The organism is Frankia canadensis (assembly GCF_900197875.1).
GTDB lineage: Bacteria > Actinomycetota > Actinomycetes > Frankiales > Frankiaceae > Frankia > Frankia canadensis.
Map to the genome: position 1 here is coordinate 1 of NZ_FZMO01000012.1, position 20088 is coordinate 20088.

Genomic DNA, 20088 nt, shown 5'->3' on the forward strand with positions numbered 1-20088 from the left:
GGGAGCGGTTCCCGCAGGCGCCGACGGTCGGCCCGGAGCAGCTCGCCGAGCTGCGGACCCTCGACCAGATCACCGAGTTCGTCACCGCCGCCGCACCACCCGGACCGGCCGGCCCGGCCGACGCCGTGACCGGCGCGGAGGCAGGTGGTGTCGACCCAAAAGCCGGTGAGCCGGCGTCGGCGCCGGCCCCCCGCCGCGTCGTCCGGCTGGTGACCCTGCCCCCCGTCGACCGCCTGGACAAGCCGTTCGCCGAGTCCCCGGTGGCCGTCGTGCTGCACCGCTCCAGCCCCGACGCGGAGCCGCTGACCGGCGGACTGCGCGAGCGCGGCTGGACCGCCCATCCCGTCGACCTCGACACCACCAGGTCGCAGGGGGTGTTCGATGGCCGGGTCGACCTGGTCCTGACCCTGCTGACCCCGGGCGACGGCTGGGAGCCGACAGCCGCGCGGCTCGCCGAGACGATCCAGCTGGCCAGGCAGGCCCACGGTCCGCTGACGGCGACCGCCGCCGACGGCACCCGGGCCGCGTTCGTCACCCTGACCCGCCTCGACGGCGGCCTCGGGCATCACGGCTCGGCCGGTCTGGTCGCGTCGCTGCTCGGCGGCGTCGGCGGGGTCGTGAAGACCCTGGACGCCGAGGCGCCGGCGCTGTTCTGCCGGGCCCTCGACGCCGCGCCCGGCCTGCCCGCGGACACGGTCGCCGCGCTGCTCGACGCCGAGCTGCACGACGCCAACCCCGCCTATACCGCCCATCCCGCCGACACCGCCGTCGACGGAGCCCGCACCGCTGTCGGGACGACGGCGGTCCCGGACCCTGCGGGCGGCGCCGAGCTCACCGTGGGGGCGGACGACGTGTTCGTCGTCTCCGGTGGAGCCCGGGGGGTGACGGCGCTGTGCGTGCGCGCCCTGGCCGAACGGGTTCCGGCCCGGTTCGTCCTGCTCGGCCGCTCACCCCTGGACGACGAGCCCGACTGGGCCGTCGGCGTCGCCGACGGCGCGCTCAAGCCGGCCGTGATCGCGCACCTGCGCTCCGGCGGCACCCGGCCGACTCCCCGCGAGGTGGAACGCCTCTACCAGGGGCTGCTGGCGGCCCGGGAGATCCGCGTGACGCTCGCCGCCGTGCGGGCGGCCGGTGCGCGGGCGGACTACGTGCCGGTCGACGTCACCGACCCGGCCGCCGTCCGGGCGGCCCTCGGCGAGCTGCGCGCGCGGGTCACCGGCATCGTGCACGGCGCCGGCGTGCTCGCCGACGCCCGGCTCGTGGACAAGACCGAGGCCGACGTCGCCCGCGTCTTCGCCCCCAAGCTCGGTGGACTGCGGGCCCTGCTCGACGCCCTCGACGAGCCGACCGACGCCCACGACGCCTCCGACGCCCACGACGCCTCCGACGCCCACGACGCCTCCGGCGCCGCGGGCGGGTCGGGCGGCGCGGCGTTGCGGCACGTGGTGCTGTTCACCTCGGTCGCGGGGCTGTTCGGCAACCCGGGTCAGGCCGACTACGCCGCCGCGAACGAGGCGCTGTGCCGCGTCGCCGCCGCGCTGCGCCACGACCGGCCCGGCCGGCACGTCGTCGCCATCGACTGGGGCGCGTGGGACGGCGGCATGGTCACCCCGGCGCTGCGGGAGCTGTTCGCCGCGCGCGGGGTGGAGCTGCTCGCCCCGGACGCCGGCGCCGGCGCGTTCGTCGACACGTTCCGCGCCGACCGCGCCGGCGAGACGTGCGTCCTGGTCGGCCCCGACCACGCGCTCGCCGAGTCGGCCGCCGCGGGCGGCGCGACGCTGCGCGCCCGGCGACGTCTGGCCGGGATCGAGGAACACCCGGTCATCGCCGCCCACCAGGTCGGCGCGCACCGGGTACTGCCGGCGACGTTCGGCCTCGGCTGGATGATCAACGTGGCCGAGCGGGCGCTGCCCGGCCGGCGAGTCGTCGAGGTCCGCGGGTTCGTGGTGCACAAGGGCATCGTCTTCGACGGGTCCGCGCCCGAGACCGCGCAGGTCGTCCTCGAACCCGCCGGGTCCGAGGGGGACGGCGACGCCGGCACTCGCCTGCTGATGCGCGTCTCGGTGCGCGGCGACGGTGCCGGGCGCCTGCCCGTCCCGCACTACGCGGCGACCCTCGTCCTCGCCGCCCCGGCCGACGAGGCGCGCGCGGCCGGGTCGGCGGGCGATGCGTCGGCCGTCCCCGGGTGGCCGAGCTACCGGTTGGGGGAGGGCCCGGAGAACGGGCTCGACATCTACCTCGAGGGCACCCAGTTCCACGGGCCGCGGCTGCAGGGCATGCGCCGCGTGCTGGAACGCGGCGCCGACCGCCTCGTCCTCGAATGCGTCCTCGCCGACGACGCGGACCTGCGTGCCGCGTTCGGCGGGGCGTTGCACAGCCCGGTGCTCGCCGACGTGCTGCTGCAGGGCCCGCCGGTGCTCGGCCTGGCGCTGCTGGGCCAGGCCTGCCTGCCGCTGGCCATCGGCCGCGCCGAGTACCTGCGGCCGCTGCCCGACGGGTCGCCGTTCGTGCTCGTGCTCGACGGCGCCCGCGTCGACGCCGGTGGCGGCACCGCGACCGTCACCGCGACGGCCGCCGCCCCCGACGGCACCGTCCTGGCCCGCTTCACCGACGTCACCGTCGCCGCCACGCCCGGCATGGCCGCGAAGTTCGCCGAGGCCGTCCGGGCCTGGCGGCAGACCCCGACCGAGAACGAGGACGTTTCGGTATGACCGTCGTAGCTCAGGAAACCGTCGCCGGTCGGGGCGTTCCCGGCCAGGAGTTCAGTGTGGACGAGGCGGAGGAGCTCGGCTTCGCCGGCGAGGCCTTCGACCCGCTGGCTCTCGCCGCGCCGACCGTGCCCGCCGCGCCCGCCGTGCCCGCCGTGCCCGCCGGTGTCACCGCGTCGCCCGCCGCGGAGGTGGGTGCGCCGGTCTTCGACCCGGATGCGGTCGTGGTGGCGCCGGTGGGCTCCCGGGAACTGGTCGCGCGCGGCGCGGTCGGCGCCGTCCGGGTGGGCGACCCGGCCGCGGCGTCGGTCACGGAGATGATCCGACTGCTGCGGGCGACGACCGTCGCGGCGCACGCCAGCGCGCTGCGGGCCCAGACGGGTCTGCAGCGGCGAGCACTGGCCCGGCTTGGCCTGTCGGCCGGCGTCGACGCGGGTCCGCCGGCGCACGCCGCGGGACTCGCCCTCGCCGGCACGCCGGCGCTGCCGGTGGCACTGCCCCCGGCGCCGGCGCGCGGCCGGGTGACGACGGAGGCGTCGTTCAAGCCGCTGGCCCGCACGACGGTGCGCGCGCTCGGCCCGGCCGAGCTGGACCGGATCGCCCGTGCCGAGATCGCCGCGGTGTTCGGCGCGGCCTACGAGCAGGAGGGCCTCGACGGGGCGGTCCGCTTCACCGGCGCCGGTCCGTCGCTGCTGGCCGCGGTGGAGGCCATCGAGCTGCGCGGCGGGCGCGCCGGGCGGGGGCTGCTGCGCGCCCGGCTCGTCGCGCCGCCGGGTGCCGCGCTCGGTGAGGCCGACGTGGTGGCGGCCGCGGCCCAGGCGGCGCGGCTGTTCGCCGTGTACCTGGGGCTGCATCTGTGCCTGCCGGACGCCCGGTTCGTCGAGGGCGCCGCCGCGTCGGGCGAGGCCGCCGACGGCGCCGGGCCGCGTGTCGCCCTGGCCGGCGCCGAGGGTGGCGAGTTCGTGCTCGTCGTCGAGATCGCCGACGTCGATCTGGTGCCGCGGCCGTGGCTGCGCGCGGACGCGGAGCTGCGCCGCGTCGGCCCGGGCGCCGGTGGCGCTACGGCAAACGGCGTTGGCGGTACGGCAAACGGCCGTCCAGGCGCCGCACCGGGCGTCGCGGGGGGCGCGGGTGAGTCGGACGGCGAGGTGCTGGCCCGGGTCGTCGACCTCGTCGTCGGACTGCGGGAGCCGGACGGACGGGCCGTCGGGCCCGAGATCGGTGGCCGGCCGGCCGCGTGGCTGGGTCGGCGCAACCGGTTCGGTGACCGGGCGATGCTCAGCGAGTTCCACATGGCCCACTTCTGCCGCGGCGATCAGGCGATCGCGCTGGGACCGGAGTTCGCCGGCTACACCGGGCGCAAGGCGACCCGGCTGCCGTCCGGCGGGCTGCTGCTCGTCGACCGCGTCCTGGAGCTGCACGGCACCCGCGGCGAGGCGGCGACACTCGCCGGCGGCGCCTCGCACGTCACCGAGTACGACGCCCCGGCGGACTCCTGGTACTTCGCCGACACCGCCAACGCGTCCATGCCGAACTGCGTCTACATGGAGACGTCGCTGCAGGCCGCGCTGATGGTCGGCTACTACATGGGCGCCACCCTCGGCGACCCGGCGGCGGTCGTCAGCCTGCGCAACCTCGGCGGGTCGGCGACGGTGCTGCGCGAGATCGACCTGCGCGACGCCACCATCCGCCAGCACTCCAGGCTGCTGTCCACCACCGACATGCCCGGCTCGTCGCTGCAGAACTTCAGCTACACCCTGTCGGTCGACGGCGAGCCGTTCTACGAGGGCGAGACGCTGTTCGGCTACTTCAGCGACGGCGCGCTGGCCAACCAGACCGGCCTGGACGCCGGGAAGTTCGCGCCGACCTGGCTGGACTCCGTCGACCCGCGCCCGGCGACGCGCACGATCGACGTCGCCGCCCGCCGCGCCGACCCGCACGCCCGTCTCATCGCCCGCGACCACCTGGCGCTGCTCGACACGGTCGACGTCGTCGACGGCGGTGGCCGCTACGGCGAGGGCTACCTGCACGCGGTGCGCGCCATCGACCCGGACGACTGGTTCTTCGCCCGCCATTTCCACCTCGACCCGGTCATCCCCGGTTCGCTCGGCGTCGAGACGGTCATCCAGGCGATGCAGGAGTGGCTGCTCGACTCGGCGCACGCGGACGGTCTCGTCGACCCGGCGTTCATCCTGCCCGTCGGCACGGCGTTCACCTGGAAGTACCGCGGCCAGTTCCTGCCGACGGACGGCGAGACGCGTCTGGAGGTGCACATCAAGGAGGTGCGCCGTGGCCAGGGCCGGGTCCGGGTGACCGGCGACGCCAGCGTCTGGAAGCCGGGCCTGCGGATCTACGAGTGCCTCGGCATCGCCGTCGAACTGCGCGAGGACGGAGCCCCGTCATGGTGACGACCACACCCCCGGCGACCGCGGTGGCCGCCGCGCCCACCGGTGCGGCCGGTGCGGCCTACCGGGACCTGCTCGCGCTGGACCGGCCCTGCTACGTGCTGCGCGACAGCGGCGGGCGGGTGCGGACCAGCGGTGACCAGAGCGAGGTGGCCCAGGTGGTGGCGGCCGGCGGGCAGGTGCTCGCCGCCACGGGGCCCCGGCCGGCGACCGCCCTCGGTGATCCCGCGTTCCGGGCGGCGCACGGCGTGCGGTACGCCTACATGGCCGGGGCGATGGCGAACGGGATCGCGTCGGCGCCGATGGTGGCCGCGCTCGCCCGCGCCGGCTTCCTCGCCTCGTTCGGCGCCGCGGGAGTGCTGCCCGCGCGGGTCGACGAGGCGCTCGCCGCGATCGTCCGCGACGCCGCCGGCGCGCCGTTCGCCTGCAACCTCATCCACAGCCCGAGCGAGTCGGCGATGGAGGCGGCGACCGTCGACGCCTGCCTGCGCCACGGCGTCACCACGCTGGAGGCGTCGGCGTTCGTCGAGCCGACGGCGCAGCTCGTCCGCTACCGGCTCGCCGGCCTGCACCGCGGCCGCGACGGGCGGGTCGAGATCGGCCACCGCGTGATCGGCAAGGTGTCGCGGGCCGAGGTCGCCGAGCGGTTCCTGCGCCCGGCGCCGGCGGACCTCGTCCGCGGCCTGCTCGCCGCCGGCGACGTGACGCCCGAGCAGGCCGAGCTCGCCGCCACCGTGCCCCTTGCCGACGACATCACCGCCGAAGCCGACTCCGGCGGTCACACCGACCGGCGTCCCCTCGTCGTCCTGCTGCCCGAACTGCTGGCCCTCGCCGAGCGGATCCGCCGCGAGCAGGGCCGGCCGAGCGCGGTGCGGGTCGGCGCGGCCGGCGGGATCGGGACGCCCGCGGCCGCGGCGGCGGCGTTCGCCCTCGGCGCCGCCTACGTCGTCACCGGCTCGGTGAACCAGTCCACCGTCGAGGCGGACCAGTCGGACACCACCAAGCGGATGCTCGCGGCGACCGGTGTCGCCGACACGGCGATGACGCCGTCGGCGGACATGTTCGAGCTCGGCGTGGAGGTGCAGGTGCTGCGCCGCGGCACCCTGTTCCCTGGCCGCGCGCGCCAGCTCTACGAGCTGTACCGGGCCTACGACGGGCTGGACGCGCTGCCCGCCGACGTGCGCGACACGCTGGAGAAGCGGGTCTTCCGCCGCACACTCGACGACGTCTGGGCGGACTGCGTCGAGTTCTTCACCCGCCGCGACCCCGACCAGATCACCCGGGCCGCGGACGACCCCCGCCGGCGCATGGCGCTGGTGTTCCGCTGGTACCTGGGCCGCTCGTCCGGCTGGAGCATCGCCGGCGATCCCGACCGGGCCGCCGACTACCAGGTGTGGTGCGGCCCGGCGATGGGGGCGTTCAACGCCTGGGTCGCCGGCACCTACCTCGCCGAGGTCGGCAACCGGCACGTCGCCGAGGTGGCCGGTCACCTGATGGTCGGCGCCGCCTTCCACGAGCGGGTCGCGGCGCTGCGGGCCGCCGGCGTGCGGCTGCCGTCCTCCGCCACCACGTACATCCCCGTTGTTCCGTCCCAGTGACGAAAGGCAGCCAGCGATGACGATCGAGGCCGTTCGAACGGAGGGAAGCACCGTCCGCGACCGGGGCGGGGACGCGGACGGCGGTGGCCATGCGCCCGGAGCGCGGTCGGCGGGTGTCGGGCGCGGCCGCGCGGAGGCGGGATCGTCGTGGCTGCTGTGCGGCGGCTGCCGCACGATGATCTACGGGCGCCGGTTCGACCGGGCCGGGCGGGTCTGCGCCGACTGCGGCTGGCACGCCCCGATGACCATCGACCAGCGGCTCGACCTGCTGCTCGACGCCGGTTCGCGCCGCGACATCGAGGTGACGGCGATCGACGGCGACCCGCTGGAGTTCGTCGACTCCAAGCCCTACCCGGACCGGCTTCGCGCCGCCCGCGCCGCCACGGGGCTGCATGACGCGGCGGTCGCCGTGCGCGGGACGATCGACGGCAACCCGGCCGTCGTCGTCGTCATGGACTTCCGGTTCCTCGGCGGCAGCCTCGGTGCCGCGGTCGGCGAGGTGTTCACCCGCGGCGCCGAGGTCGCGCTGCGCGAGCGGACGCCGCTGATCACCGTCACCGCGTCCGGTGGCGCGCGGATGCAGGAGGGCGCCATCGCCCTGATGCAGATGGCCAAGACCAGCCAGGCCCTCGGCCAGCTCGACGAGGCCGGCATCCTCACCGTCTCGCTCATCACCGACCCGACGTTCGGCGGGGTGGCGGCGTCGTTCGCGACACTCGCGGACGTCATCATCGCCGAGCCCGGCGCCCGGCTCGGGTTCGCCGGCCGTCGCGTCATCGAACAGACGATCCGCCAGGTGCTCCCCGACGACTTCCAGACCGCCGAGTTCCTGCTCACCCACGGCGTCGTCGACATCATCAGCCCGCGCGCCGAACTGCGCGCCACCCTCAGCCGGCTGCTGTCGGTGTCGAGCCGACGAGAGGACGGCATCCCGCGCCAGCCCGCGCGCGCCGGCGGGGCGGTCGTCACCGACCACGAACAGCTCGCCGCGCGCGACCCGTGGGAGTCGGTGCGCGCGGCGCGCCGCCTCGGCCGGCCGACGACCCTCGACTACATCGGCATGATCGTCGAGGACTTCACCGAGCTGCGCGGCGACCGGATGTCCGCCGACTGCCCGGCGATCGTCGCCGGCCTCGGCCGCCTCGATGGTGTCCCGGTGGTCGTCATCGGCACCCAGAAGGGCCACACCGCCGACGAGCTGCGGCACCGCAACTTCGGCCTGCCGACCCCGGCCGGCTACCGCAAGTCCGCCCGGGTGATGCGGCTGGCGGCCAAGCTCGGCCTCCCGGTCGTCACGCTGATCGACACCGCCGGGGCGTACCCGGGCGTCGAGGCGGAGGAGCAGGCCCAGGCGGTCGCGATCGCCGAGAACCTGCGGCTCATGGCCGGGCTCGCGGTGCCGGTCGTCGCCGTGGTCACCGGCGAGGGCGGCAGCGGCGGCGCGCTCGCCCTCGCCTTCGCCGACCGCGTCCTCATGCTCGCCAACGCCGTCTACTCGGTGATCAGCGCGGAGGGCTGCGCGTCGATCCTGTGGAAGGACCCGGCGGCCGCGCCCCGGGCCGCCGCGGCGCTGCGCGTCGACTCCCGCGAACTGCTGCGCCTGCACATCGTCGACGGCGTCGTCGTCGAGCCCGACGGCGGCGCCGACGCCGACCCGCAGCGCGCCGCCGCCACCCTGCGGGTCGCGCTGCGCGCCGCCCTCGCCGACCTCACGCCCCTCGACCAGATGACCCTGGTGACCCGCCGCCGCGCCCGCTTCCGCCAGTTCGGCGTCCCCGAGACGGACGCCGCGCACCACCGCACCGACGAGACCGACGAGACCGACGAGGCAAGCCACAGCGAGGAAGAGGGGGCGACCCGATGACGATCGACCAGGCGGCGAGGGCAGCGGGAGCGACGGACGGCGCCAGCACGGGCGCCGGCGGCGCCGAGGGCGTCCCCGCGACGGGTTCGCAGGCAACCGCCGGCTCGCAGGCAACCGCCGGCTCGCAGGCCGCCACCGGCTCGCCGGCCGCCACCGGGTCCCCGTCCGCTCTCGGGCCGTCGGCCGTCGACGGTGCGCTGCCGGCCGTCGACGCCGTCATCGGTGTGCTCGGCGCCCACCTGCTGGAGCTGTCCGTCCGCGCGCCGATCGCGCCGAGCCTGGTGCGCGTGTCCGCGGGCGACGTTACCGTCGAGATGGGCTGGGCGACCGTCGCGCCCGCGCTCGGCGACTCCGCCGCGGCGCGTACCCGCTGGTCGGCGGTCTCCACCGCGCCGACGGCCGTCCGTCCGCTCACCGGCGGCGACGGCGCCCAGGCGCTGGGGGCCGGCTCGACGAACGGCGCCGCCGTGAACGGTGCCATCGCGGGTGCCGCGACCAACGGCGCCACCGTCAACGGCGCGGGCCCGAATGGTGCCGGCGCGCACGGTCCCGCGACGAGCGGTGCCGCGACGAGCGGTGCCACCGCGGTGACAGCGCCGGCGGCTGGCGGCGCGGGCGCGGCCGAGGCAGGCGCGGGGGAGTTCACGCTCGACTCGCCGTCGGTCGGAATGTTCTACCGGGCGCCTGAACCCGGCAAGCCGCCGTTCGTCAGTGAGGGCGACACGGTGCGGGCCGGGCAGCAGGTCGGCATCGTCGAGGCGATGAAGTTGATGATCCCGATCGAGGCGGAGCGGGCCGGGCGGGTCGTGCGCGTCCTGGTCGACGACGCGAGCCCGATCGAGCACGGCCAGCCGCTGTTCGTGCTCGCCGCGGCTGGCGGCGAGGGCTGATGTTCACCAGCGTCCTGGTCGCCAACCGCGGCGAGATCGCGCTGCGGGTCGTGCGCACCTGCCAGGAACTCGGCATCCGCACGATCGTCGCGCACTCGGCCGCCGACCGGGACTCGGCGGCCGTGCGTGCCGCCGACGAGTCCGTCCAGGTCGGGCCCGGGCCGTCGAAGGCGAGCTATCTGAACATCCCCGCTGTGGTCGAGGCCGCCCGCACCCGCGGCGCCGAGGCGATCCACCCGGGCTACGGCTTCCTGTCGGAGAACCCCGAGTTCGCCGAGGTCTGCGAGGACGAGGGGATCGTCTTCATCGGCCCGCCGGCGTCGGTGATGGCCCAGCTCGGCGACAAGGCGATCGCCCGCGGCATCATGCGCGAGGCCGGCCTGCCGCTGCTGCCCGGCAGCCGCGACGCCCTCGACGGTCCGGGCGCCGCGCTGGCGCTCGCCGACGAGATCGGCTTCCCGATGATCCTCAAGGCGGTCGCCGGCGGCGGCGGTCGTGGCATGCGCGTCGTGCGCGACCGGGACGACGTCGAGGACGCCTACGCCGAGACCCGCGCCGCGGCGCTCGCCGTGTTCGGCGACGGCCGCCTCTACGGCGAGCGGTACCTGGACTCGGCCCGCCACGTCGAGATCCAGGTGCTCCTCGACGCGCACGGGGGCGGCGTCCACCTCGGCGCCCGCGACTGCTCGCTGCAGCGTCGCCACCAGAAGCTCGTCGAGGAGTCGCCGGCGCCCGAGGTCGACCAGGCCGCGCTCGCCGAACTCGGCACGCACACCGTGGGTGCCCTGCTCGACGCCGGCTACGTCGGCGCCGGCACCGCCGAGTTCCTCTACGACCCGGCGCGGCGCGGCTACTACTTCATGGAGGTCAACTGCCGCCTGCAGGTCGAGCACCCGGTGACGGAGATGGTCACCGGCATCGACCTCGTCGCCGAGCAGCTGCGCGTCGCCGCCGGCGAGCCGCTCGGCTACGGCCAGGCGGACGTCGTCACCCGGGGTGCGGCGATCGAATGCCGCCTCAACGCCGAGGACCCGGCACGCGACTTCCGCCCGACGCCCGGCCTCGTCACCCGCCTCGTCCTGCCCGGTGGCCCGTTCGTCCGCGTCGACACGCACCTGGAGACGGGCTACCGCATCCCGCCGTTCTACGACTCGCTGCTCGCCAAGATCGTCGTCTGGGCCCCCGACCGCGCCGGCGCCATCGCCCGCATGCGCCGCGCCCTCACCGAAACGGTCGTCGACGGCCCCGGCCTCGCCACCACGGCGCCGTTCCTGCGCGACGCCCTCGACCATCCGTCCTTCCGTGCCGGCACCCACGACACCTCCCTCATCGCCACCCTGCCGACGAGCCCGGCCCCGACCACGGCGCCGCCGACAGCCGCCGCGGCGCCCGTCACCCCCGCTCCGGCGACGGTGGGCACCTCCATCACCTGACCGTGCGCCGCCGTCCGCGAACCGGTCCTCCGGTCCTCCCTCGACGGGGGGATTCGGGGACCTGGACCTGCCCGGCCGGGCGGCGCCGGCGACACGTCGTGCCATCAGGGATACCGTCACACCGGCGACGCCGCGATGACCGCCCTGCCGCGGCCCCAGTACATCCTTTATGGGTACATGGGCTGGTCTAACCAACGCGGAGCGCCCCTGTCGGCGGGCGAGGACTGCCCGCCGACAGGGGCGCGACTGGGGACGGCCAGGCCTGACCAGACCTGGACGGGTCTGGTCAGGCCTGGCCCACGGTCAGGGGTTCGGTGCCCAGAGTGCCCGGTACCGTGCTCCGGACAGTGGGTTCAGGTAGACGCAGCCGGGGGTCACGGGCCGGTAGAGGTTCGAGCCGACGTTGCCTTGGTCGCAGTTGTTGAAGTAGGCCTCGTAGTAGAAGTTCTCGCCGGCCCGGGCGACCATCCAGTCCCGCATCCACGTGATGTAGCCGGGGTTGTCGCCGCCGCCGTTGCTGCCCGAGCCCTGCACGATGCCCCATTCGCCGATGCCGAACAGCTTCCCGTGTGCCTTGGCGAAGTTGTACAGCCAGGTCACCCCGCCCATCGCGTTGGCCTGGGCGTTGAACTCGGCGAGCGTCCGGGACGCCGGGTAGAAGTCGTAGTCGTCCATGCTGATGATGTCGACCCACTGGTCGCCGGGGTAGAGGTCCAGCGGGTTGTGGCTGGGCGGGTTCTGCGAGTAGTGCGCGTTGATGGGCCAACTGATCAGCGGGTCCGGGTTGGTGACGGACCTGATCGCATCGGCGATCTTCCGCCAGCAGTTGACGTACGCCACCGGGTCCGTCCCGGACCACTCGTACCAGTTCCCGTTCGCCTCCCAGGCGAGCCGGACGATGGAGGTCTGCCGGCCGATCCTGTTCAGCGAGTTGCCGAAGTCCCGCCAGTGGGAGTCGTAGGCCCCGGTCGCGCACTGTTGAAGACTCGCACCGCTGTTCTCCGGGAACGGCGGCACGGAGATCTCCATCTGGCCCGGCCAGCCGCCGAAGTTGTCCCGTATCAGGTCCAGGTTGGTGATCGACGACCAGCTCTGCCGTGGGACGTAGACATGGGCCAGGTCACACAGGCTGCCGCGGGACAGACAGAACGAGTCGACGTACTGCGGGGACATCACGGGGTCGCCGTTCGCCCCGGACAGCCATGGCTCTCCCGACCGGTTGCCGATGAACGGCGGCGTCGTCGCGGCTCCCAGGGTCAGCACGGCGCGGTCGAAGGCAACGACGAAGCCGTCCGAGGCGGGGCTGTGTTCGCCGATGTTGTGGAGGATGACCGAATGCGGGCCGTCGCTGATCGTGCCGGAGTCGTAGATCAGCGCGTTGCTGGACGTCGGGGCGTAGGTGTCGACCCTGCTGGGGGTCCCGTTGTCGAGGGTCAGGGTGGCGATGCCGCCGTGGCGTTCCTTGACGCCGTAGACCTGGATCCGGGTGCCGGTGAACCGGATGGTCGCGGTGGCGCCGATCGCCGACGAGTACCGGAAGCTGTTGTTCGGGGTGCTGGGAACGCATCCCCTGCACTCCAGCCACGCGCTGACGTACACGACGGCGCCGACCCCGATGTCGCTGTCCTCGATCGTCTTCGTCTGGCCCGGGGCTGGTGGCGGTGGGACGACCGGGTCGACGTACACCTCGGCGCGGTCGAACCCGACGACGAACCCGTCGGACGGCGGGTTGTTCTGGCCGAGGTTGCGCAGCACGGCGGTGTGCGTGGTGTTGGCGAGCACTCCCGACTCGTAGACCAGGGGGTTGCTCGACGTCGCCGCGTAGGTGTCGAAGACGCCGGGGGTGCCGCCGTCGATGCTGACGGTGGCGACGCCGCCGTGTGTCTCCCGGATCCCGTAGAACTTGATCTGTGTCCCGGTGAACCGGATGGTCGCGGTCGCGTTCGCCGCGGAGGAGTAGCGGAAGCTCCCGTTGGGGGTCGTGGGGATGCAGCCCCCGCACACCGTCCAGGTGCCGGCGTAGGCGACCTGGTTGGTGCCGGTGCCGACGCTGGAGTCCTCGATCGTCGCGGTCAGTGCCGGCGCCGCGGTCGAGACCGCCTGCAGCCCGGCCAGCACACTCACCACCATGGGAACCAGGCAGACCAGCCGGGCCAGCCTTCGGCGCCGGTCATCGCCGCCGGGCCGGCGTCTGTGCCGGTTCTGCCGGCCGGCTCGCCGTGTCGTCCGCCGCCACCTGTTGGGGAGTTGGCTGGGTTCGTCGTGATGAGAATAATCTTGTCGGTCCGCGCGCCCCGCGGCTGGCTTGATGAGCACGTTCGTGCCTCACACCTTCGTCAGAGACCCTCGTCGCGGAGATCGGCGACGAAGGCCTCACCTTCGTTGACATGGCTAGTCTATACGTAGGGTGACGATATAATTACTCTATGGATGTGAGCGCAGGTGGTTCCGGGTGATTGCGACATTCACCCGCGTCACCACACGTCCGGCCAGCGGGCGCACTGCGGTTGACGACCGCGACCATCCGCTTCCGCCCGACTCCAGGCCTTGTCACCCGCCTCGTCCTGCCCGGTGGCCCGTTCGTCCGCGTCGACACGCACCTGGAGACGGGCTACCGCATCCCGCCGTTCTACGACTCGCTGCTCGCCAAGATCGTCGTCTGGGCCCCCGACCGCGCCGGCGCCATCGCCCGCATGCGCCGCGCCCTCACCGAAACGGTCGTCGACGGCCCCGGCCTCGCCACCACGGCGCCGTTCCTGCGCGACGCCCTCGACCATCCGTCCTTCCGTGCCGGCACCCACGACACGTCCCTCATCGCCACCCGCTGGCTCGACGCCTCAACAGGCGGGCTCTGCTGCAGCGGCCACCGGATCGTTGGGGCGTGGCAGCCTCATCTGTCGCGTGCCGCCGACCACACGGCAGGGGCCCCGCACCGGAGAGGAGACCCCGCATCCGCCGGATCCGGCGGTGACGCTCCTTTCGCGTTTTCACGACAGTCCAGGCGCGGTGAAGTGGGCGCAGCGGCGGCGCTCACGGGAAATCAGCGGCGCACGTGGACGACAGCCACCGTTGTCACGCGGGAAGGCCGCTTCGCCGGGAAGATCGTGAGCATGAGGGCGTGCGGGTTATGAAGCACCCGCGGAGTCGGCCATTCCCGAGATCAGGTCGCGATGGAAACAGGCTCGGGTCGGTGAGCGTGAGGTGTACCACCGGCGGTACACGCTGGAGGCACGAACGAGTGCCGAAGTGGCGACGGCCAAGGGCACACTGCCACCACGAGCTCTGGTGCCCAGCGCCCCGATGCCCGTAGTCCACCTGCCGCGACACGCGGCACGCACTGGCGAGGATCACACCATGGCACCTTGGTCACGTGCACTGTGCGGCACATCGGTTCGCAGGTCCACCGAGGGGCGCGGTGTGGCCTTGGTCTTCCAGGACCACGCCGGGCCAGCCTTCTCACGAGCGTCGCTGCTCACGTCAGATGCACCCCGATCCGTCTTCGTCCAAGGGTGTGCGGGAACGTGCCGGGCTGGTGGTGACATGCTAGGGATGGCCAGGCCGGAGATATCCGACCCGCATTCCGTAACCACAATAATGATTGATGATGGTCTGACTTCGACGGGTCGGACGTCCACCGTCAAAGCCCGCGAGGTACGGCTGGCCCGCCGGCCGGGGACAACCATGCCCCGCGGCCGACGGAACAGCGCGCACCTCGAACCGGACCGCGTCGTCCCAGCTCAGCCGAGCGGCACGCTCAGCTGGGACGGCTGGGCACTCGGTGAACCGAACGCCACGGTGCCACCGGCGCGGTCCATGTCGAGGTAGAGATCGTCCTTCGTGTCGATGACCAGCGAGAGGTGGCATCCCGTCAGCACGTCCGTCGCGACCGGGTCGAAGGCGAGCGTCGCTGCCTGCGGCTGGCCGGGCTTCGCCCCGAGGTAGGTGTGCACGGCCTTGCTGAGCAGGGTGGAGTCGCCGGTGGGGCTGGTGGCGTACAGGTAGGCGACCACGGTCCCGGTATCGACGTTCGGCGTCAGGGACAGCCGCAGGGTCGGGATGCCGCGGATACGCTGCGGCAGCGGGGTCGGCGGCGCCTGCCAGACCGCGCCGTCCCGCCGGTCGACCGAGTCGAGGCGCAGCGTCGGCGGCAGGTGGCTGATCCCCTGCAGGGCCTTGGTGATCAGGACCGTGCCGGCGTTGGCGGTGGTGTCGGTGCCGGACCGGATCGACGTCGACCAGCTCCCGGTGGCGGCGGTCGGCGACAGATCGCCGGTGCCCAGCGGCGCGGGCCCCAGGCGCAGCGTCGTCGTGGAGCGGGTCGCCGCGGCCCAGGTCGGGTAGGTCTCGACGCCGCCGCCGTCCGTCGTGAGCCGCACGGCCGCGGGCGCGTGCGCCGCTGCGGACGGTGACCCCGGACGCAGACCGCGGTCGAACCAGTCCCACGCGGACGACCACTCCCCGTTGGGAATCCCGAGTAGGCCGCCGATCTCGTTGGTTCCGTGGTCGCCGGGAGCGAGCTGAAGCGACTTCGGCCCGGTCAGCCCGGTGAAGAAATCGATCTGCGGATTCGGCGCGAAGAAGTTGTCGCCGTACGCGGCCGCCATGAAGACCGCGGGGTGATGCCTGTTGACGGCGTCCAGGAGACTGCCGGCGCTGCGCGCCTTCGCCCAGGCCAGCACGGAGGGCATGTTTCGCAGGCCGTTGTAGTCGTCGAGGAACGTGGTGAAGTCCGCCCCGCTCCGTCCGGTCTTCTGCAGCAGGCTGGTGAGGAGATCCAGCGCGGCCTTGTGACGGGTGTCCGCGGCGTAGAGGGAGTACCCGAAGTCCGTCCATCCGCTCAGGGACGCGACCGTCCGGACCCGTGCGTCGGCCGCCGCGGCGAGCAGGGCTATGCCGCCCCCGTAGGACAGTCCGGCGACGCCGACCCGGGCCGGATCCGCCGGCGTGTGGGCGAGCGCCCAGCTGATGACGTCGGACACATCGGAAACGTCACGGGGTCCGGACACGTCCACCGTGCCGCCCGAGCTGAAGAAGCCGCGGGTGTTGTAGGTCAGAACCACGTAGCCACGCGCGGACAACTCCTTCGCCTGCACGTCGAACACCGTGTTCGGAAATCCCCAGGCCGCCGGAATCACGGCCAGCGGATACCGTCCAGGCACCGGCGGGACGACGACGGTGGCGGTCAGCACGGTGCCATCCCGCGCCGTGATCGTCTGCTGGGGCGGCCCGGCGGCGCGGGTAGGCGCCGCGTCGCTGGACGCACGCGGGCGCGGGGCGTCCGCGGACAGGCCGGCCGCCGCACCGCCGTGCACCTGCGCGCCCTGCGTCGCCCCCGGGCTCGGGTTCGGCGCGCCCGTGGGACGGGAGACGATCTCCGCCCCGGGCGGCGCCGCCCCCGAGGTGCCACAGGCAGCCACCGCCGCCGCGACGGCCACCAGCACCAGCGCTGTCCGACAGCGGTGGCCGGGGCGTTTCGCCGCGGCGCTTGTCGAGGACATCAGAACTCCCGTCAGAAGCAGTACGGCGCGACCCCGCCGCGCTGCCGACGCGATGACGTCGACCTGATGGGAACGCGCTCATCCGGTTTACCAGGAGGAATACGACGCCCACTCCGGACCGCTCGCACCATTCAGCACAAACAGGCCAGTTCGGCACCGTAACCTGCACGGTGACACCCAATCGATCCCCATGGACGCCTTCCGGCATCGCAGCCAGCCGTTCACGTCCTTGCCCCCAATAGCCCTTCTCGCGTATCGGTGTCAAATATTCTGTATGCAGACAGATTTGATGGCGGCGGCAATGTCTTTGCAACGACGTCTGGCGGTCCATGTTGTCGGCGACCTACCTTGACAACGGCCTCCGCAGGAGCTGTTCGCCGAGGTCCGCCAACCCTGACCAGCTTCAGCCGCCATCACGATCTTGCGAGGGCTGTAACGCCAGGGCGCTTGGTTTTCCACAGCTGGTAGTACCGCTGAGGCGATGGCGCGGTCCTCCACAGATGGGCCGATACGGCTGCCGTGTTCAGGGGGCATGTCCGAGAGTGGGATGATGTCCACGCCACACGACCGCGTCGTCGCGCTGGCTCGTCGTCAGGACGATGTCGTGACCAGTGAGCAGGCCCGTCAGCTGGGCATGTCCGACGACGCCCTGTCGCGGCGGCGGCGTCACGGATGGTCCTCTCCCTTGCAGGGGGCCTTGCTGATACCGCCTGTACGCGACGAGGTGCGGGCGCGAGCGCGGGCCGCGCAGTCCGTCCTCGGCGGCACCATCTGTGGGCGGACCGCAGCCCGGTTGCATCATCTGCCTGGGCTGGCGGCCTTCAGGTCGGACGAGCCGACCGACCTCGCGCTGCCCACCGGCAATCGTCGGCGGGATCGAACGGGCTATCGGCGACGTCGCCTGGAGCTGCGCGACTCGGACATCGTCGACCTCGGCGGCCTGCGCGTCTGCACGGTTCCGCGGACGCTGGAGGATCTCGCCTTGCTGTGCGATCGCGAGGAGTTCGTCAGCGTCGTCGACGCGATGCTGTTCGCCGGCCAGTTGGCCGCCGCGGACGTGCTCGATCTACGCGGCCGGGTGTCGGCGCGGCCGAATGGCCGCCGAGCCCGCGGCTGGTGGGACCGCATCGATGGGCGGGCGGAGTCTCCGCTGGAGACGCGGGTCCGCCTCCTGCTCGGCGATTTCGGGCTGCTGCCTGACGAGTGCCAGTGGCCGGTCTGCGATCCGACGACTGGCCGGTTCGTCGCTCGGGTCGACTTCGCCTGGCCTTCGTTGCGGCTCGCGGTCGAGGCGGACGGCGTCGGGCCGCATAGCGTGCCTGCGGCCCTGTATCGGGACCGGTTCCGGCAGAACGCGCTGGTCCGACTCCGCTGGGAGATCCTGCGGTTCACCTGGTGGGACGTGACCGTCGGCGCGGCCCAGCTGGTGAAGATGGTGGGCGCCGCCGTACGCGCCGCCGAGTCGCGCCGGGGCGACGACGCCTCGCCCTACTGATCCGCCCAAGATCCACCCGTCCCTTCGCCGCGCCGAGGTGCCGTGGTCCGGCGGTGTGCGTGGGAGAGCGGGGCCGTGTCGCGAATTCGCGGGCGGCTGTCCGATTTGCCCAGATTATGCGACACGGCCGTGCTCAGCCGCGTAGGCAGGTGGGTGGGGGAGGGTCAGCGGAGGCCGGAGCGGACGAAGCCGTTGATGACGTGGCGTTGCAGGGCCAGGTAGAGGGCGAAGATGGGGAGGGTGGCGAGGCCGGCGGCGGCGGTCAACGGGCCCCATTCCTCGGTCTCGACCGAGTTGATGAAGCTGTTGATGCCGAGCTGCAGGACCAGGTTGCCGCGCTGGAGCACCATCGCCGGCCAGAAGTACTCGTTCCAGGCGTTCACGAACAGCAGGATCGACAGCGCCGCCAGCGGGGCGCGCAGGTTCGGGACGACCACCGTCCACAGCGTCGCCCAGGACGAGCGGCCGTCCATGCGGGACGCCTCCAGCAGCTCCTTGGGGAAGCTGTCGAAGTGCTGGCGCAGCATCAGCACGCCGAGCGCCGACACGAGGTTCGGCACGACCACACCGGACAGCGAGTTGAGCAGGCCGAGGTCGTGCAGCAGCACGTAGTTCGGCAGCATCGTGACCTGGAACGGCACCAGCCAGGTGCCGACGAAGGCCAGGTAGAGCAGCCGCTTCGCCGGGAAGGTCCACACGGCGAAGGCGTAGGCGGCCAGCACGCTGGTCAGCAGCTGGCCGAGGGCGGTGAACAGGGCGACGAGCGTCGTGTTCAGCAGTAGTCGGCCCAGGTCGAGCTGGTCGAGGGCCTGCGAGTAGCTGTCGACCGACAGCGGCCACGGCAGGTACGACGTCTTGTACACGTCGTTGGGGCGGCGCAGCGACGTCGCGTACATCCAGTAGATCGGGAAGATACAGACGAGGCCGAGCAGGGCGAGCGTGACGTGGCCGACGACGGTCATCGTCCGCGAGCGGCCGCCGGGAACGTCGTCGCCGGCCGCCGCCCTCCGGGACGCGCCGGCACCGGGGGTGGTGTCGGCGGCGTCGGACGCCGTGGCGGTCGGCCGGTCGTCGGCCAGCGGCGATTCGATGGCGAGTGCCACGTCCGCTCTCCTGTCAGTGGTGCCGTCATGCCGCCCGAGCGGCGCGGGCGTGTCAGTTGTCGTGGAAGGCCAGGCGGTCGGACAGCCAGACGAGGAACAGCGCGACCAGGGTGAACGCGAGGAAGAACACCACTCCGGCCGCGGCCGCCAGGCCCGCGTCGAAGTTCTTGAACCCGTACTGCCAGAGCAGGTAGTAGATGTTCGTGGTGGAGCTGACCGGGCCGCCCTGGGTGAGCGTGTCGATCAGCGGGAACGTCCACGTGCCGGCCAGCAGCACCGTCGTGAGCAGCAGGAACACCAGCGTCGGCGACAGCAGCGGCAGGGTCAGCCAGCGGGTGGCCTGCCAGCGCGAGGCGCCGTCGACGGACGCGGCCTCCGCGTAGTCGCCGTTGATGGAGGCGAGGCCGGCGGCGACGACGAGCACGGCGAAGCCGAGCATCTGCCAGCCGACGATCCCGGTGATGGACAGCAGCGCCGGGATCCGCTCGTGCAGCCAGTTCGTCTTCAGCCCGGTCGCCCGGTCCAGCACGCCGGAGTCGGGGGTGAGGATCCACTCCCACACGGCGGCGCTCGCGACCGGCGCGACGAGGAAGGGCGCGAAGATCAGCGCCTGGTAGACGGTCTTCGCCCGGCCGCGCACCTCCCGGGTGAGCAGGCCGACGACGATCGGGATGAGGATGGTGAACGGCAGCAGCATGGCGATCATCAGCAGGGTGCGCCACACCGAGCCGGACACGTCGGGCAGGGTGAACACCCGGTGGTAGTTCTGCCAGCCGACCGGCTCCGCCGGTGTCGTCGGCGACAGGTTCCACGAGTAGAACGAGTAGTTCACGGTCTCGGCGAGCGGTCGGTAGGTCCAGACCACGAGCATGCCCAGCGCCGGCGCGAGGTACAGGTACGGCACGACGCCCCGCCCGAGCCGGCGGGCGACGCTCGACGCGGACCGCCGCCCCGCCGATGCGGCGGCCACGGGAGCGGCGGCCATGGAAGCGCCCGCCACGGCCGTCGCGCCGTTCGTGGCGACAGCGTCCGCGGCGGCGAGCGCGTCCGCCGTGCGCGCGGGGGTGCCCGCCCCGGCGCCGGGGCGGGCACCC

General features: G+C 73.3%; 12 protein-coding genes. 8 read left to right on the forward strand and 4 right to left on the reverse strand.

Going from position 1 to position 20088, the window contains the following annotated elements:
- From C1A33_RS01985 to C1A33_RS02010, 6 genes are all read left to right on the forward strand, one after another.
- Positions 1 to 2711, forward strand: a 2711-nt coding sequence (locus C1A33_RS01985) for a KR domain-containing protein (protein ID WP_115537911.1), incomplete at its 5' end; no start/stop codon positions are given.
- Positions 2708 to 5116, forward strand: coding sequence for a hotdog family protein (locus C1A33_RS01990; RefSeq protein WP_101829815.1), 2409 nt, complete (start codon positions 2708 to 2710; stop codon positions 5114 to 5116). The genes C1A33_RS01985 and C1A33_RS01990, both read left to right, overlap by 4 nt.
- The gene (locus C1A33_RS01995) at positions 5110 to 6711 is read left to right on the forward strand and encodes a PfaD family polyunsaturated fatty acid/polyketide biosynthesis protein (RefSeq protein WP_101829816.1); all 1602 of its coding nucleotides are present in this window, start codon (positions 5110 to 5112) and stop codon (positions 6709 to 6711) included. The genes C1A33_RS01990 and C1A33_RS01995 overlap by 7 nt, the downstream gene beginning before the upstream one ends.
- A 16-nt stretch (positions 6712 to 6727) precedes the next feature.
- Positions 6728 to 8575 (forward strand): acetyl-CoA carboxylase, carboxyltransferase subunit beta, encoded by a 1848-nt coding sequence (gene accD / locus C1A33_RS02000; protein ID WP_101829817.1) that lies wholly within the window; start codon positions 6728 to 6730, stop codon positions 8573 to 8575.
- Positions 8572 to 9465: an acetyl-CoA carboxylase biotin carboxyl carrier protein gene (locus tag C1A33_RS02005; protein WP_243407084.1), complete on the forward strand. Its 894-nt coding sequence runs from the start codon at positions 8572 to 8574 to the stop codon at positions 9463 to 9465. Before accD ends, C1A33_RS02005 begins: the two co-directional genes overlap by 4 nt.
- A complete protein-coding gene (locus tag C1A33_RS02010; protein ID WP_101829818.1) occupies positions 9465 to 10898 on the forward strand; it encodes an acetyl-CoA carboxylase biotin carboxylase subunit in 1434 nt (477 codons plus the stop codon). Before C1A33_RS02005 ends, C1A33_RS02010 begins: the two co-directional genes overlap by 1 nt.
- 303 nt (positions 10899 to 11201) lie before the next feature.
- Here C1A33_RS02010 and C1A33_RS02015 read toward each other — a convergent pair whose 3' ends face one another.
- Positions 11202 to 13028 carry a glycoside hydrolase family 26 protein gene (locus C1A33_RS02015; RefSeq protein ID WP_101829819.1) on the reverse strand — a complete coding sequence of 609 codons (1827 nt, stop codon included), beginning with the start codon at positions 13026 to 13028 and terminating at the stop codon, positions 11202 to 11204.
- Positions 13029 to 13405: 377 nt separating this feature from the next.
- Here C1A33_RS02015 and C1A33_RS38280 point away from each other — a divergent pair, with 377 nt between their 5' ends.
- The gene (locus C1A33_RS38280) at positions 13406 to 14029 is read left to right on the forward strand and encodes a biotin carboxylase domain-containing protein (RefSeq protein WP_341477166.1); all 624 of its coding nucleotides are present in this window, start codon (positions 13406 to 13408) and stop codon (positions 14027 to 14029) included.
- Between the two features lie 606 nt (positions 14030 to 14635).
- Here C1A33_RS38280 and C1A33_RS02025 read toward each other — a convergent pair.
- Complete coding sequence (locus C1A33_RS02025; RefSeq protein WP_101829820.1) at positions 14636 to 16396, reverse strand: CocE/NonD family hydrolase; 1761 nt, start codon at positions 16394 to 16396, stop codon at positions 14636 to 14638.
- A gap of 550 nt (positions 16397 to 16946) precedes the next feature.
- Between C1A33_RS02025 and C1A33_RS02030 the strand changes: the two genes are divergently transcribed.
- Positions 16947 to 17891, forward strand: coding sequence for a type IV toxin-antitoxin system AbiEi family antitoxin domain-containing protein (locus C1A33_RS02030; protein WP_207770112.1), 945 nt, complete (start codon positions 16947 to 16949; stop codon positions 17889 to 17891).
- A gap of 164 nt (positions 17892 to 18055) precedes the next feature.
- Here the strand turns inward: C1A33_RS02030 and C1A33_RS02035 are convergent, their stop codons facing one another.
- Both C1A33_RS02035 and C1A33_RS02040 read right to left on the reverse strand, forming a co-directional pair.
- Positions 18056 to 18853 (reverse strand): carbohydrate ABC transporter permease, encoded by a 798-nt coding sequence (locus C1A33_RS02035; RefSeq protein ID WP_101829823.1) that lies wholly within the window; start codon positions 18851 to 18853, stop codon positions 18056 to 18058.
- A 193-nt stretch (positions 18854 to 19046) separates the two neighbouring features.
- Positions 19047 to 19979, reverse strand: a complete 933-nt coding sequence (locus tag C1A33_RS02040; RefSeq protein ID WP_101829824.1) for a carbohydrate ABC transporter permease — start codon at positions 19977 to 19979, stop codon at positions 19047 to 19049.
- Positions 19980 to 20088 lie beyond the last annotated feature (109 nt).

Bases quoted from the DNA above. Each gene is read 5' to 3' on its own strand.
- C1A33_RS02015 (WP_101829819.1), bottom strand. From the start codon at position 13,028: ATGGTGGTGAGTGTGCTGGCCGGGCTGCAGGCGGTCTCGACCGCGGCG.
- C1A33_RS02005 (WP_243407084.1), top strand. From the start codon at position 8,572: ATGACGATCGACCAGGCGGCGAGGGCAGCGGGAGCGACGGACGGCGCC.
- C1A33_RS02010 (WP_101829818.1), top strand. From the start codon at position 9,465: ATGTTCACCAGCGTCCTGGTCGCCAACCGCGGCGAGATCGCGCTGCGG.
- C1A33_RS02040 (WP_101829824.1), bottom strand. From the start codon at position 19,979: ATGGCCGCCGCTCCCGTGGCCGCCGCATCGGCGGGGCGGCGGTCCGCG.
- C1A33_RS02030 (WP_207770112.1), top strand. From the start codon at position 16,947: ATGTCCACGCCACACGACCGCGTCGTCGCGCTGGCTCGTCGTCAGGAC.
- C1A33_RS01990 (WP_101829815.1), top strand. From the start codon at position 2,708: ATGACCGTCGTAGCTCAGGAAACCGTCGCCGGTCGGGGCGTTCCCGGC.
- accD (WP_101829817.1), top strand. From the start codon at position 6,728: ATGACGATCGAGGCCGTTCGAACGGAGGGAAGCACCGTCCGCGACCGG.
- C1A33_RS02035 (WP_101829823.1), bottom strand. From the start codon at position 18,853: ATGACCGTCGTCGGCCACGTCACGCTCGCCCTGCTCGGCCTCGTCTGT.
- C1A33_RS02025 (WP_101829820.1), bottom strand. From the start codon at position 16,396: ATGTCCTCGACAAGCGCCGCGGCGAAACGCCCCGGCCACCGCTGTCGG.
- C1A33_RS01995 (WP_101829816.1), top strand. From the start codon at position 5,110: ATGGTGACGACCACACCCCCGGCGACCGCGGTGGCCGCCGCGCCCACC.